Genomic DNA, 15,677 nt, shown 5'->3' with positions numbered 1-15,677 from the left:
TTTCTTTACTGCCCGATTTGATTATCGGGCGGTATATTTAATCTTAACTTATGAAAAAATATTTTACATTAATATTATTAGTTATTGCCAGTACAATTACAGCACAACAAACTAATATTTTTTGGAATCGCGACTTCTGGAAACCAACGACCACAATTGCTGATGTAGTACAAAAAGTAAAAGAAGGTAATGATGCCACAGCATTAAGCTCAAGCAACTTTGACGCTACTGTAAATGCCATTTTAGCCAATGCATCTGATGATGTTATTAAACATCTATTAAGCTATGATGGTAACGATGTTAACAAGATTACTCATGACGGTCGAACCTATTTGTTTTGGGCAGGTTTAAAAGGGAATTTACCTGTAATGAAACACCTTATCAGCAATGGAGCAAAAACGGACATCCTTGATGATAAAGGAAGTACTGTTTTACTTTTTGCAGCTGGAGGTGGACAAACGAATCCTGAACTTTACAACTTGCTTTTAGCCAACGGTGCCACCATAAATGAAACCAATCCAAAAGGTGCCAACGCATTACATCAGCTGATTGGTAGAGCCAAAAACTTAAAAGAGTTAGACTATTTTACAAATAAAGGGTTAGACTTAAATAGTAAAGACAAACTAGGACATAATGCTATTGATTATGCCGCAAAAACAGGAAACAAAGAAATTATTGAACAATTGATTAAAAAAGGTGTTTCGTATAAGGACACTAATTCAGATGGTAGTAATGCTATTTTAATAGCTTCCATTGGAGGTCGTGGCAGTGGCAATAGTTTAGAATTTTTCAAGTATTTAAAAGGGCTAGAAATTGAAGCAAATATTTCTGATAAGCAAGGTGTAAACCCAATGCATTATCTAGCTTACAAAAATAAAGATGTAGCTATTTTTGACTATTTTTCTGAAAACGGTATACCAATAACAAAGGCAGATAATGAAGGTAATACACCGTTAATGAATGCTGCTTATAGCAATGACTTGGCAATAGTAAAATATTTTGTTGATAAATATGAACATATAAATGCAAAAAATGAATTTGGCAAAACAGCACTGACTAATGCGGTAAGACAAAATTCATTTGAAGTGGTTGAATTTTTAATCAACAACGGAGCAGCTATAAATATTATTGACGAAAATGGAAATAATCTAGCATTCTACTTAGTAGATTCTTATTCAAAACGTAATGAAAAATCTTTTAACCAAAAGTGGGATTTACTTACAAAAAAACAGCTGAATTTTACCCATATTCAAAAACAAGGCAACAACCTGTATCATTTAGCCGCAATTAAAAACAGCACGTCCATTTTAGATAAAATCGCTAAGCATAAACTGAATATTAATGCTAAGAACAATGATGGACTTACCCCTTTGCACAGAGCGATAATGACCGCCAAAAATGTAGAAATAATCAAACATTTAATAGCGTTAGGAGCCAAAACAAGCATTTTAACAGACTTTGAAGAATCTTCATATGATTTGGCACTAGAAAACGAGCTTTTAGATAAAAACAGTATTGAATTTTTAAAGTTATAAATTGTGAATAATCTCGGAGCTACTTTGAGATCCATTGAAAAACCACGCTTGCCATCGTGGCAGGCAATAAATATAAATACATGAAATTAAAATTATTTATTTTAAGCATCGTAACGTTACTAACGCTTGCTGCTTTCAGTCCAGTAGCCAAAAGCACCTCTTACAAATGCATGATTCAGCTTATTAATTACAATGGTGAAGGAGCTTATATTGCCGTTTCATTATTGGATGCTAAGGGCAATTACGTAGAAACTTTAAATGTAATTGGAGATGATAATGAGTGGTATCACGATTTAACAAATTGGTGGAAATATTTTGAAAACACAACCAATACTATCGATGCAATTACTGGAGCCACAATTAGTGGTGGAGAACGTACCATTAAAGTCATTAAAATTGATGATGACAAATTAAATAAAGGATATAAAATTCGTTTTGAAACTGCTGTTGAAGATCAAAAATATGTTGCAGATGATGTAACTTTTGAATTGACTTCAGAAAGTGTAAAAAGTAAAGTAGACGGTACAGGCTATATAAGATATATCCGTATGTTACCACAGAAATAAGCTCATTATGACATTATCAGTTTGGAGGTACAGTCATCTTGTTTTGGCTGTATCTTCTTCTATTTTTATCTTACTCGCTTCCATAACTGGAATTATATTAGCATTTGAGCCCATTTCAAATCGTGTACAACCTAACACAACTAATAATTTAAACGAGATTACTGTTGCTGAAATAGCAACTACACTTCGTGAAAATTATACTGAAATTATCTCTGTAGAAATTGATAAAAATGATTGGGTTACCGCATCAATTATAGATGAAGAAGGCAATAATGAAATCTTCTACATTAACCCTAAAACTGGAGATAATTTAGGAAAACCTACTGAAACAAATTCAATATTTCAATTTGCAACCAACCTACATCGTTCGTTATTTTTAAAAAGTATTGGGCGTTTCTTTATTGGATTAACCTCTTTATTACTTTTTTTAATTAGCATAACAGGAATTTTCCTAATCTTTAAAAAGCAAGGAGGCTTTCCTGGCTTTTTTAGGCCAATTGTAAAAGAAAAATTCAATCCGTATTATCATACCCTATTTGGAAGATGGTTGTTAATTCCAATACTCATTATCACCATAAGCGGTGTTTATCTTTCATTAGAGCAGTTTGCTATTATTCCAAAATCAAAAATAGTTCATCAAGAAGATACCCTTTTTGCAGAAGAGCCGCTATTAGCATTGTCGCAATTTGAAATATTTAACAACACCAAATTATCTGATGTTCGCAAAATAGAATTCCCTTTTGCAGAATTTCCAGACAGTTATTTTTTACTGCAATTAAAGAACAAAGAAGTATTAGTTAATCAATTTAACGGTACTATTGTTAGCGAGTTTAACTATCCCTTTACCGCATTAATTTCTTATTACAGCCTGATTTTACATACTGGACAAGCCAGCATTCTCTGGAGTATTATTTTACTACTTGCCTGTATAGGGATTCTTTTTTTCATGTATTCTGGTTTTAGCATTGCCTTGCAACGCAGAAAGTCGCGAATTAAAAATCGCTTTAAAAAAGATGCTTGTGAATATGTAATCCTTATCGGTTCCGAAAATGGAAATACATTTCATTTTGCAAATGCCCTTCATTCAGAATTAATAAGACTTGGCAAAAAGTCGTTCTTAGCAGAATTAAACAGCTACAAAAGTTACAAAAACATGCAACATTTAATTGTGATGACGGCGACTTATGGTAAAGGAGAAGCTCCTACAAATGCAAAAAAATTCAATGCATTATTACAAACACATCAACAAGGTAAATCCTTTGATTACTCAGTTGTAGGTTTTGGTTCGTTGGCTTATCCTGATTTTTGTCAATTTGCATATCATGTTGATGATATGTTACAACAACATGCTAACAGTAACCGATTGGATAATGTTTTTACAATTAACAATCAGTCCTTAGAATCTTTTAACCAATGGTTACTGCAATGGAAAGACAAGGAAAATTTAGATATAAGATTACCTGAAGCTATACTCTCAAAAAAGAAGCGGAAAACCTACACATTTGAAGTCACAAAAAACACGAAAGCAGATGAACAATATGATAACACTTTTTTGATTCAGCTAAAGGTTACCTTGGGTAAAGTAAGGTTCAAATCTGGTGATTTACTATCAATTGTAAGTGATAAAGACCATAGAGAACGTCTTTATTCAATTGGGAAATCAGATGGAAACACCATCTTAATTAGCGTTAAATTGCATGACAAAGGATATATTTCTAATCATTTAAATAACCTTAACATAGGCGATAAAATAGAATGTAGTATTGTAAAAAATAAAGGCTTCCGTCTTCCTAAAAAAGCAAAAAATGTAATGTTAATTGCTACAGGAACTGGTATTGGCCCATATTTAGGCATGTTGCATGAAAACAATGAAAAATCAGGTTTACATCTTTATTGGGGTGGAAGGAAAAAGGAATCTTTTAATCTGTATAAAAAGGAAATAGATGCACAACTAGAAAAAGGAAACTTAGCGTCACTACGATTGGCTTTATCTCAAGAACAAGAGGAGAAGTTATATGTGCAAGATGTATTAAAAGAAGATGGTGAAAAGATTTCCGAAATTCTCAAAAATAAAGGTGTTGTTATGATTTGCGGATCTGTTGTTATGCAGAAAGACGTTACCAATACGTTAGATGAAATTTGTAAAAAATACCTAAAAAAATCACTTAGCTATTATCAAAATAAAGGTGCTGTACTGATGGATTGTTATTAAACTTCATCTTCATTAGCCTCTTCATCCTCCTGAACTATATTCGGAAAAATTAAGGGTACAAAACCTCTAACAGGTTCGTACAATTCTGATTCCTCTATTTGCTCCTCTGTGAGAAAAGGTATTGTTCTATTTAATTTACTAAATACAACTAAAACTACGCTTAAAATCAGTCCAATCTTAGCTGCACCGAATACACCTCCCATAATTTTATTAAAGGTTCCTAGAGCAGCCACGTCTGCAATTTTAGTCAATAGTTTACCAGCCAAAGAAATTGCAATAATGATTACTAAAAAAGTTACAGCAAAAGCAGCTATTTGAATCTGTTTGTCATTCCATTCTACACTTCTCTCTATATAACTAGATGCAAAATGTGAAAAATGAATAGCTCCGTAAAGTCCTAATGCCAAAGCTGCTAATCCGGCAACTTCTACAAAAAAACCTTTCATAAATCCACGGACCAATCCGAAAAGTAACAAGGCGGCTAATATTATATCTAAGGTATTCATAGGTTAGGTTTAAAGCTCAAAAGTAGCGGTTTGAGATTTAATAGGACAATTTAATTTAAAATCACGTAATTATAATACCTCTTCTACAGCGATATCTTCATCTATATAAACCAACATCTTCTTAGCAACTGTATAGCCCAATTGAGATACAACATTGGCATAACTATTCAGTTGATGATGGTATTTTTTTTCTGGTTTTCCTGTTTTATAATCGATTATTGTGGCATTATTATCTTCGTCAATCACCAAACGATCTGGTATAATAATCTCACCTAATTCTGTAAAGATCTCACGTTCGTTATAGACGGTATTGTTCTGCTGATAATAACTTTCTAAACTTGGATGTGATACTATTTGATGGATTAAACCACTAATAGTTTCCTTGTCACTCGCAATAATATTCCCTAAACTCACATATTTTTCAATAACCTCTTCAATATCATCTGCAGTTTTAATCTGAGACATCAATTCGTGAATTAAATTACCATATTTAATAGATTCACCTCGCTCACTATCCCATAACAATGAAGAATTTGCCACAATGGCAATGTTATGCGATTGCCAAGAAGTACTCATTAATTGATTAAATTGTACCGTGTTTTTCTTGTCCTCAGGTTTAACAGAAACTCTTTCTTTATTTCCAAAAACATATTCGGTTTTTGTCTCACTCCATTCGCCTTTTTTATCCAAGAAATCCATTAAAAATTGAGAAGAAGAAGAAGGTTTATCCTTTAACGTTTTTTGCTCTCCAATAATATATAATTGCTCAATTGCTCTTGTAAAAGTGACATATAACAAATTAATATTATCTAATTCCTTTTCATTTCGATAGGATTGATACAATTGCTGGCCTAATTCGCCAATATTCTCTAACGATTTACTCTGATTGACCAATAAAGTCTCAAAATTATTAAAGTCCTCAGGGTTTTCAATCGAATACCAACCTTTAGACCCCATATCTCTATAAATATCTAAATCGAAAGGAAAAATAACTACTGGAAATTCCAGTCCTTTAGACTTATGAATGGTCATAATCTGAACGGCATTTTTTTCTTCAGGCACTACGATACTGAGCTTATCTTTTTTATCTTTCCAAAATTCTAAAAACGCTCGGGTATCCGTCGATTTTTTTAGTGAATATTTTAATACCTCATCTAAAAAGAATTGTAAATAGGCATCAGAAGTTTCATTAAAATTAATGCTTCTTAAAATATATTCAACACTTTCATAAAGTGGTAATTGTCCAATCTCTTTAGGATCAAAGTCAATTTGAAAATCGTTTAAAAACTGAAATAACTCAACGACAGATAAGTCAATTAATTCTTTAAAAAACAAGTGCTTATCACTAGTCACACCTAAATGATTATATAAAAAATAGAGCAGGTTAAACTTCGCCTCCTTATCGTTGTTATTTTGAAGATATGTTAATACATCAATCACATAATTAACCTTTTCAGAATTCTGTAATAACAATGTTTCCGAACTGATAATATCGACATTATTTTCTGTTAAAAAATTGGCAATAGCAACGCCATGTTTCTTTGTTCTTGTGAGTACACAAATTTCATTTAATTGAAAATCTTCCGCTGCATTTTTTATAATCTGAAGTACTTTTTCTCCATAAGCCAACCCCTTTTCGTCAGCAACTAAGCCTTTTTCAACAAAAGATAGTGAAACATATCCGCCCACTTTATTGGTTTGTTGCTGCTTATTCTCATTAAAGTAAATATCCTTGTAATCAACTTCATTAAAATAATTAGAAATGTATTGAAAAAAGTTGTTGTTAAAATTAATAACCTCCGTATAACTTCGATAATTAGTTTCTAAAGACCGTAACTCCTTTTTTATATGAAAAGGGTTATGAGCATGAGTATCTCCTTCTTGAGCCAATTTAAGGAACTGTTCTGGCTCACTTCCTCGCCAACGATAAATGGACTGTTTGGTATCGCCCACCAAAAGCAATCCGGTATGTTCTTGAGACAAGGCATTTTTTATTAATGGAATGATATTATGCCATTGCAGCAAGGAAGTATCTTGCATTTCATCAATAAAATAATGCTTGAATTTTTCACCAATACGCTCGTAAATATAAGGTGCCGGTTGGTCTTGTAAATTTTTACTTATAAGTTGATTAAACTCGGCATTTAAGCGAATATTCTTTTCTTCTTTTATCTCGTTTAACGTCTTGTTAATACGACTTAATACTGCAAGTGGTATTAAGTTCTTAAGAAAAAGTTGCTTTAAAATATATTCTTGATATATTTTTTCAGACTCAAAATACAAGGAGCTTAATTCAGAGGCTACACCATCAATGGCTGCTTTTATATCGGGCGATTTTGATTTTGCATAAAACTCTTGATTCGTTACTTTTTCTCTTAAGCTATTTACACTAAAAAATTTGGCCTTTTCTAAATTGTAAGCTATATTTTTAAAATGATTGGGTAACATTGACCTAAAAAAATCATTGAAATTCAATCCCAAATTTTCAATAATCTTTATACCTTCTTCACCAATTGACTTGAATTGATTTTCTAGTAATTTTTGATTTTTAAGTAACTCATTTTTTAAGTCAATAAAATCTTTTATTGGTTTTTCTTGAATTTTTTCGAGCTGTGTTTTATCATTTTCATTCAATAATATTTTTGCAATTTCTTTTAGCTCTCGCGTTATATCCCACGACTTATCATCATCAGTTTTCTGTAGAGCAAAATCGATTAAAATAGTTGTTAATTCAGCATCTTCACCAATTTGAGAAATAAGTTGATCTACAGCCTCGTCTAATAACGAATTGGCATCCATTTCAACATCAAAATTAAGCGACAGTCCCAAATCATGAGCAAAACTTCGAATTAACCGATGCGTAAAACTATCAATGGTGGTTATATTAAATGCAGAGTAATTTTGAAGAATAGCATTTACTACTTTTTTGGAGCGTTGATGTAATGCAATATCATTTACAATTATTCCTTCCTTTAAAAAATCAGCTTCTATGGTCTTGAAAAGATCCGTTTTATTTTTTAAAATATCAGGATTAGAAAACGCTCTTAGATTTTCTATCACCCTTGTTTTCATTTCTGCCGCGGCTTTATTGGTAAAGGTTACGGCTAAAATATGTTGAAAACGATACGTCTCTTCCGTTTCTAATAAAATCTTTACATAAGACTTTACAAGCGTAAATGTTTTACCACTTCCTGCGGATGCATTATAAACTTGAAATGTTGATGGTTGCAAATCGATTTTTTTATAAAAGTATATTATATCAAAACAATCGCCAAATTTGTGCAACTAAAAAAGTAACTACAAAACCCATAATCACAGGTAAAACTGTGGCTACGGTTGTCCATTTTAAACTGTTTGTTTCTTTGTATATGGTATAAATAGTTGTACTACACGGGTTGTGCAACAAGCTAAATAACATCAAATTAACCGCTGTTAGCAAGGTCCAACCTCCTGATCGTAATAAATCACCAGTGGCATTTACTGAATCTAATTCAAACATAATTCCCGCACCTTCACCTCCTGTAACACCGGTAACCAAAACAGTTAACATTAAAATAGTTGGTATAACAATTTCATTTGCTGGAATAGCTACAATATAAGCCAATAAAATAACTCCATTTAAACCAAGTAGAAAACCAAAACTATCTAAAGAATCTATAGTCCATGCGGCGATACTTTCATTACCTATATAAATATTTGAGATTAACCATATTACCGCACCTGCTGGAGCCGCAAAAACAATAGCTCTCCATAAAACAATTAAAGTTCTGTCTATTAATGAAGTATAAATTGTTTTTAATACTCTTGGAGGACGATAAGGTGGTAATTCCAAATTAAAAGTAGAAACCTCTCCTTTTAACACCGTTTTCGTTAGAGCCCAAGATGTTAAAAACATAAAAAATATTCCTAAAATTGCAATTCCAATAACCGCTGACATAGAAGCAACGGTAGAAAGAGAAGAAGGAACTACAGCACCTATAAAAATAGTAGCTATTAATATCTGAGTAGGCCAACGACCATTACACAATGAAAAATTATTAGTAATTATTGCAATCAAACGTTCTCTGGGACTATCAATAATTCGTGTTGCTACTACCCCTGCAGCGTTACAGCCAAAACCCATACTCATCGTTAATGCTTGTTTACCATGAGCTCCAGATTTTTTAAACAAATAGTCCATATTAAATGCTACTCTGGGTAAATATCCAAAATCTTCAAGCAATGTAAATAACGGAAAAAAGATAGCCATAGGCGGCAACATTACAGCAATAACCCAAGCAACAGCTAAATAAATACCATCAATTAAAAATCCGTCTAACCACCAAGGCATTCCTATACTCGCTGCCAATCCTTTTAAAAAGGGATGAACAACATCTAACAATACATCAGCTAACATAGCTGATGGGTAATTAGCACCTATAATTGTAATCCATAATATCAAAGCCAACACTAAAAACATGATTGGAAATCCCCACGTTTTACTCGTTACAATTCTATCAATCTTCGCATCTAAACGAAATTTTTTCTTCTTATTATCTTTGCTCACAGATGCACTTGAAATTTCAGAAGCATCTGCATAAATACCCTCTGCTAAGCTATCATGAAAATCGTCACCAATTTTCCAGCGTAAATCTGAGGATAATGTTATTAAATTTTCTATCTCGTCTTTATTCATTTGTTATTTTTAAGCAAATTCACCTGTCCTTAACGCTTTTAAAATACGATCATCACCTTCCAATAATCGAAATGCAATCCATCTACTATTGGGTATCGTTGGAAATTGTTTTTTTATCTCTGTACTCAACTTTTCCACAGCATCTTCAATTTTTTTTGGTACATTTTTTATTCTGTGTGGTTTACAAATTATTTTTCCTGAAGCCACCTCGCTTATCGTTTGTATTAAATCAGGAATCCCTTCGTTAAATCGAGCACTCGTTGGCACTACTGGTATTCCCAAATCTCTAGAGAGCGTTCTTTCATCTATTTTAATGTTATTTCTTTTGGCCTCATCCATAAGATTTAAGCATAACACTGCTTTATCTGTAATCTCTAATATTTGCAATACTAAATTTAGATTTCGTTCTAACCTACTGGCATCTACAACAATTACCGTTACATTAGGCTTTCCGAAAAGAATAAAATCTCGTGCCACCTCCTCATCTTGCGATGTAGATAGCAGCGAATAGGTTCCTGGTAAATCAACCAATTTAAATTTACTGTCATTATACTCAAAAGCACCTTCAGCCCTAACCACCGTTTTACCAGGCCAATTTCCCGTATGTTGACGCAAACCGGTTAATGCATTAAAAACGGTACTTTTTCCTGTATTTGGATTACCCGCTAAAGCGACTACATAGTCAATATTATCGGTATGAACACCTAACTTTTTTAATCCTTTCGCATTAAATTGCGGGCAAGTTTCACAAGCACTATTTACTTTATTTTCCATTTTCTATACCCTTTTTGATGAGAATTTTAGAAGCTTGATCATGCCTTAAAGCAATGCTGGTACCTTTAATTAAATAAGCAATAGGATTGCCAAAAGGGCTCTCTAAATCGATGCTTATTTTAGCTCCCCTTACAAATCCTAAATCCAATAATCTTCTTCTACTATCTCCTCTACTTTCTTTTGAAATTCCTATAATAGAAGCCTCTTCATTATCTTTTAAACTAGATAATCTGGCCATATTCTCTTCCAATGATTCTTCTTTTTCAAGAAGCGTAATGGTAATATTTGCCGCTACTATTGGAGCCAGAACAAACTCTTGACCTTCCGCATAAAAAACCACGCGTTCTTTATTATTCTCTATAACTCTTATTTGAGAACCAATATGAATTTTCTCTGCAAGTATTTGTTTGTAAATTACATCAGGCTCATCTTCTATATGCACTATTCTACCAACAGAACCAACTTTTAAAGATGACAAAAACTCACCTTCTAAATCAGCCACTTTTCCTAATTTGGTGGGAATAGGATCTCCATGTGGATCATATTGAGGATTTCCTAAACGTGTGGCTAACAAATCTGTTTCTTCATGACTCAATTTATGCTCCATGTCTTCTGCTCGAATGTGCCACTCCACTTTATCAAAACCTGTTTTTTCAGCCAAATATTTTTCCCAAAGCCTATGCACTCTAACAATTCGCAATGCATAATCTCTACCCGAATCGGTTAATTTTAAATTATCACCATCAAAGGTTATCAATTCAATTATTGTCATTTTTTTAACCACATCAACAATAGTTCTATCATTAAATTTCAATGAATTATTCAAATCGTGCAAATTCATTTCCTTTCCTGAATTTTCGATGTGATATAATTGTTTTAAAACATCTTCAATAACTATTTTTTCGTTTGATTTTAAATTATTCTTAATGACCCAAAACCATCCTGACTTTGGTCTAAATAATAAATAAGATATCAAAACCAGTCCGAAAAATATTAACAATGCATGTGTTGGATTATAATTCATTTTTTTATTAAATATAAGTTATGAGCCGCTTTTTGTGAAATTAACATCTCCTTTTTTCCAACTTTAATAGTTAAAGAATTATCAAAAGGCTCTTTAGCAAGTACCGTAATTTTTTGACCTATTGCAATCTCGTTTTTATCTAAATATCTTAAAAATTCGTCTGACGAATCTTTAACCCCTAACAAAGTACTTTCTTGGTTTACCTCTAAATAAGACAATTGAATTTTTTCCCTTTTGGTAATGTTACCATCCTTATCTGGAATAGGATCTCCATGTGGGTCTATCGTTGGAAAATCTAAAAATTCATCTAGCTTATCCACCAAATCGTCTGACTTTATATGCTCTAGCTGTTCTGCAATTTCATGCACTTCATCCCAAGCAAAATCTAATTTATCTACTAAAAAACATTCCCACAAGCGATGTTTTCTTACCAAATAAACTGCAATTCCTTTTCCCTCTTTAGAAAGTTGAACACCTTGATATTTTTTATAAACTACTAGTTTTTTATCAGATAACTTCTGCACCATATCCGTTACAGATGATGCTTTTGTGTTCATTTTTTTTGCAATAGCGTTCGTGCTAACCCCTTTGGGCTCAAGAAGCTCAAGATGATAAATCGATTTTAAATAATTTTCTTCAGAAGAACTAAGCATATAATAATTTTGACTATGCAAATATACGTTTTTAATTTTATTAAATATATTTTTAGACAAACCTAAAAATATATTTATATTTGTCAAAATATTTAAATACAATTTTTAACTATGTTCAGAGTATTTACCCTTATTTTTATAATGCATACTGCCGCTCTATTCAGTCAAACCAGTACTATTTCGGGATTAATTACTAGTAAGGATGGGCCTTTACCTTTTGCAAATGTTTATTTATCTGGCTCAAAACAAGGAGCGGTTACAGACGAAAATGGACTTTACACAATACTAAATGTTAAGGAGGGTTCATATACCATTTATATTTCCTTTTCAGGATACAGTACCGCAAAAAAGAAAATAAATGTTACCAATACTCCATTAAAAATAAACTTCAATTTAAAAGAAGATATTTCTTTAGAAGAAGTGGTTATTTCAGGTACTTTAAAAGCCGTGAGCCGATTGGAAAGTCCCGTACCTGTAGAAGTCTATACTCCCACTTTTTTCAAAAGAAACCCTACACCAAGTATCTTTGAAGCTTTACAAAATGTAAATGGCGTGCGTCCACAATTAAACTGTAATGTCTGTAACACAGGAGACATTCATATTAACGGATTAGAAGGGCCATACACTATGGTTTTAATTGACGGAATGCCTATTGTTAGTGGACTATCAACCGTATATGGTCTATCTGGAATTCCCAATTCATTAATTGAACAAGTAGAAATTGTAAAGGGACCTGCTTCTTCTTTATATGGCAGCGAAGCTGTTGGTGGACTTATAAACATAATTACTAAATTACCAGAAAATGCTCCGCAATTTTTCTTTGATGGAAATGTCACTTCTTGGGGAGAATTTAATGCAGATTTAGGGTTTAAGTCTAAAATAGGAAAAAAAGCAACAATGCTATTTGGAGCAAATTATTTTAAATACAGCAACTTAATTGATAATAATAATGACAATTTTACTGATGTGACTTTACAAGACAGAATCTCTATTTTTCAAAAATGGGATTTTAAACGTAAAGACGACCGAATTTTTTCTCTCGCTGGTAGGTATTTTTATGAAGACAGATGGGGTGGCGAAATGCAATGGAATAAAAGCTACAGAGGAGGCGATGAAGTTTATGGTGAAAGTATTTACACCTTTCGATATGAGCTTTTAGGTAAATACCAATTACCCATTAAGGAAAAAGTGATGCTTTCTTTTTCTTATACCGACCATGACCAGAATTCTATATATGGAGATGTTCCATATTTAGCTCAACAACGTATCGGTTTTGGGCAACTTACCTGGGATAAAACATATAACAGTCACGACATTTTATTTGGTATTGCTGCACGTTACAACTATTATAATGACAACACTCCAGCTACTAATACGGCAGATGAAGTTACCATTCCCTCCTTATTTATTCAAGACGAGATTGCTTTTAATAAAAAACACACACTCCTTTTAGGTGCTAGATATGATTATGATAGCAGACATGGTACTATTTTCACACCACGATTAGCCTATCGGTTTAAACCTTCAGCAGATGCTATTTTAAGACTTAATGCAGGTACAGGTTTTAGGGTTGTTAATTTATTTACCGAAGAACATGCTGCCCTTACCGGGTCAAGAGAGGTGATTATAAAAGAAGACTTAAAGCCCGAACGTTCTTATAATGTGAATCTTAATTTTCTTCAAAAATTTTACACAAAAAATGATATTATATTTTCAGTAGATGCTTCTGCATGGTACACTCATTTTACAAATCTAATCTTACCAGATTATGATACGAATCCAAATGAAATTATTTATAGTAATCTTAACGGATATGCTACTACAACAGGCATAAGTGCAAATGTTGATGCCGTTTTTAGTAATGGATTAAAAGTAATGGCAGGAGTTACTCTTCAAGATGTTTCAAAAACTGAAAACAGTATAAAAATCAATCAAATTTTAACTGAAAAGTTTACTGGTACATGGTCAGTTTCTTACAAGTTTTACAAACCAAATATCACCGTTGATTACACAGGTAATATTTATGGACCTATGCGACTACCATTACTAGGAGAGCTTGATCCACGAAAAGAATATTCACCAGTTTGGAGTATACAAAATATTCAATTTACTTATGATGGCTTTAAAAACATTGAACTCTATGGTGGTGTAAAGAACTTATTAAACTGGACACCAAACAACGGAAATCCTTTTATCATTGCCCGTGCAGATGATCCATTTGATAAGAATGTACAATTTGACACCAACGGAAATGCCGTTGCCACAGCAGACAATCCATATGCTCTAACTTTTGACCCTGCATACGTGTATGCTCCAAATCAAGGTATAAGAGGTTTTTTCGGGCTCCGTTATTTATTACATTAATTTTTTACCTATTTTTGATTCAGTAGAATCAACCCGGCATATACTTCGGAATTCCGTTTTATAGTCATCAATTCTTTTTTTTCATGCTAACAAATCAAAAATCATTATTTAACCTTCCTGAATCCATAACATATCTTAATGGAGCTTACATGTCTCCGCAATTAAAAAGTGTTGAAAAAGCAGGACATGACGCAGTATCAAAACAAGGCTTTCCGAATGAAATTGGTGTTGACGATTTTTTTAACGGTCCAGAAATGCTAAAAAAAGCTTTTGCAGAACTAATTGATGTGCCCGATTTTAACAATACAGCAATAATTCCTTCCGCCTCGTACGGTTTAGCAAATGCCGCTAATAATGTAAAACTTGAAGCTGGTGACGAAATTATAATAGTAGATGCTCAATTTCCTAGTAATGTTTATGCTTGGCAAAAAGTAGCAGCCCAAAAAAAAGCAACAATAAAAGTAATTGCCACTCCAAAAAATCTCACAGGAAAAGGCAAAGCGTGGAATAAAAATATATTAGATGCCATAAACAAAAAAACTGCTGTGGTTAGCTTAGGTCCAATTCATTGGGCAGACGGTACAATATTTGACTTAAGGGCTATTAGAGAAAAATCAAAATTGTATAACGCAGCATTAATTATTGATGGCTCTCAATTTATTGGAGCCGCTCCATTCTCCGTTAAAGAAATTAAACCAGACGCCGTTATATCTGTGGGTTACAAATGGCTAATGGGTCCGTACGGATTAGGTATGGCCTATTATTCTGACGATTTTAACGATGGCGAACCGCTTGAAAATAATTGGATTAACCGTTATAAAAGTGAAGATTTTACGCAATTAGTAAATTACAATCCTGGTTATCAACCAAAAGCAGGACGCTATAATATGGGGGAATGCAGTAATTTTATTTTGGTTCCGATGCTAACTGAAAGCATCAAACAATTATTAAAATGGCAACCTGAAAATTTTCAAAATTATTGCAATTCTATTTCAAAAAAAGGGATTTCCAATTTGCAGGAATTGGGTTGTTCTATTGAAGATGATGATTTCAGAAGCAAACATCTATTTGGTGTTTACCTACCTAAGTATATTGACTTACAAAATTTAAAAACAAAATTTCAACAAGAAAATATTCATGTTTCTTATCGTGGTGATGCAATCAGAGTTTCACCTAGTGTTTATAATTCAGAAGCCGATTTTGAAAAATTTGTGAGTTGTTTTAAAAACAAATAATAGACCTAAAACTCACCTTTCTTTTATGAATTTCTCTAAATACAAAGCAAACAATCAGTCAAACCCAACATCTGCAATACTGGGGTTTCTATTTATTTTTTTAATATCAGTATTTCTAGGTTAGCTTTATAAT

At 32.6% G+C, this 15,677-nt stretch carries 11 protein-coding genes; 5 read left to right on the top strand and 6 right to left on the bottom strand.

Annotated features, from left to right (window positions below; genetic code table 11):
• Positions 1-50 precede the first annotated feature (50 nt).
• From D3P13_RS16270 to D3P13_RS16260, 3 genes are all read left to right on the top strand, one after another.
• A complete protein-coding gene (locus tag D3P13_RS16270; protein ID WP_117883930.1) occupies positions 51-1,535 on the top strand; it encodes an ankyrin repeat domain-containing protein in 1,485 nt (494 codons plus the stop codon).
• A gap of 80 nt (positions 1,536-1,615) precedes the next feature.
• Positions 1,616-2,101, top strand: coding sequence for a DUF2271 domain-containing protein (locus D3P13_RS16265; protein ID WP_117883988.1), 486 nt, complete (start codon positions 1,616-1,618; stop codon positions 2,099-2,101).
• 7 nt (positions 2,102-2,108) lie between these two features.
• On the top strand, positions 2,109-4,313 hold the full coding sequence (locus D3P13_RS16260; protein WP_117883929.1) for a PepSY domain-containing protein: 2,205 nt from the start codon (positions 2,109-2,111) through the stop codon (positions 4,311-4,313).
• On the opposite strand, the gene D3P13_RS16255 is transcribed toward D3P13_RS16260, so the two are convergent.
• The 6 genes from D3P13_RS16255 to D3P13_RS16235 form a co-directional block, all read right to left on the bottom strand.
• Positions 4,310-4,819 carry a CvpA family protein gene (locus D3P13_RS16255; protein ID WP_117883928.1) on the bottom strand — a complete coding sequence of 170 codons (510 nt, stop codon included), beginning with the start codon at positions 4,817-4,819 and terminating at the stop codon, positions 4,310-4,312. The two genes, D3P13_RS16260 and D3P13_RS16255, sit on opposite strands and share 4 nt — an antisense overlap.
• A 69-nt stretch (positions 4,820-4,888) precedes the next feature.
• Positions 4,889-8,050, bottom strand: a complete 3,162-nt coding sequence (locus tag D3P13_RS16250) for a UvrD-helicase domain-containing protein (protein WP_117883987.1) — start codon at positions 8,048-8,050, stop codon at positions 4,889-4,891.
• Positions 8,051-8,078: 28 nt separating this feature from the next.
• Positions 8,079-9,494, bottom strand: a complete 1,416-nt coding sequence (locus D3P13_RS22470) for a nucleoside recognition domain-containing protein (RefSeq protein ID WP_394336471.1) — start codon at positions 9,492-9,494, stop codon at positions 8,079-8,081.
• 9 nt (positions 9,495-9,503) lie between these two features.
• Entirely contained in the window at positions 9,504-10,268 is a 765-nt protein-coding gene (locus tag D3P13_RS22465; RefSeq protein ID WP_394336470.1) for a FeoB small GTPase domain-containing protein, read from the bottom strand.
• Positions 10,258-11,292 (bottom strand): metal-dependent transcriptional regulator, encoded by a 1,035-nt coding sequence (locus D3P13_RS16240; RefSeq protein WP_117883927.1) that lies wholly within the window; start codon positions 11,290-11,292, stop codon positions 10,258-10,260. The genes D3P13_RS22465 and D3P13_RS16240 overlap by 11 nt, the downstream gene beginning before the upstream one ends.
• Entirely contained in the window at positions 11,289-11,945 is a 657-nt protein-coding gene (locus D3P13_RS16235) for a metal-dependent transcriptional regulator (RefSeq protein WP_117883926.1), read from the bottom strand. Before D3P13_RS16235 ends, D3P13_RS16240 begins: the two co-directional genes overlap by 4 nt.
• 111 nt (positions 11,946-12,056) lie before the next feature.
• On the opposite strand from D3P13_RS16235, the gene D3P13_RS16230 reads away from it, so the two are divergent.
• Together D3P13_RS16230 and D3P13_RS16225 are read left to right on the top strand one after the other, a co-directional pair.
• Entirely contained in the window at positions 12,057-14,309 is a 2,253-nt protein-coding gene (locus tag D3P13_RS16230) for a TonB-dependent receptor (RefSeq protein ID WP_117883925.1), read from the top strand.
• A gap of 83 nt (positions 14,310-14,392) precedes the next feature.
• Positions 14,393-15,544, top strand: coding sequence for an aminotransferase class V-fold PLP-dependent enzyme (locus D3P13_RS16225; protein ID WP_117883924.1), 1,152 nt, complete (start codon positions 14,393-14,395; stop codon positions 15,542-15,544).
• Positions 15,545-15,677 lie beyond the last annotated feature (133 nt).

The organism is Aureibaculum luteum, from assembly GCF_003449015.1.
GTDB classification, from domain to species: domain Bacteria; phylum Bacteroidota; class Bacteroidia; order Flavobacteriales; family Flavobacteriaceae; genus Aureibaculum; species Aureibaculum luteum.
Note: the sequence above shows the minus strand (reverse complement) of the source record. Positions and strands in the feature narration are given on the sequence as shown.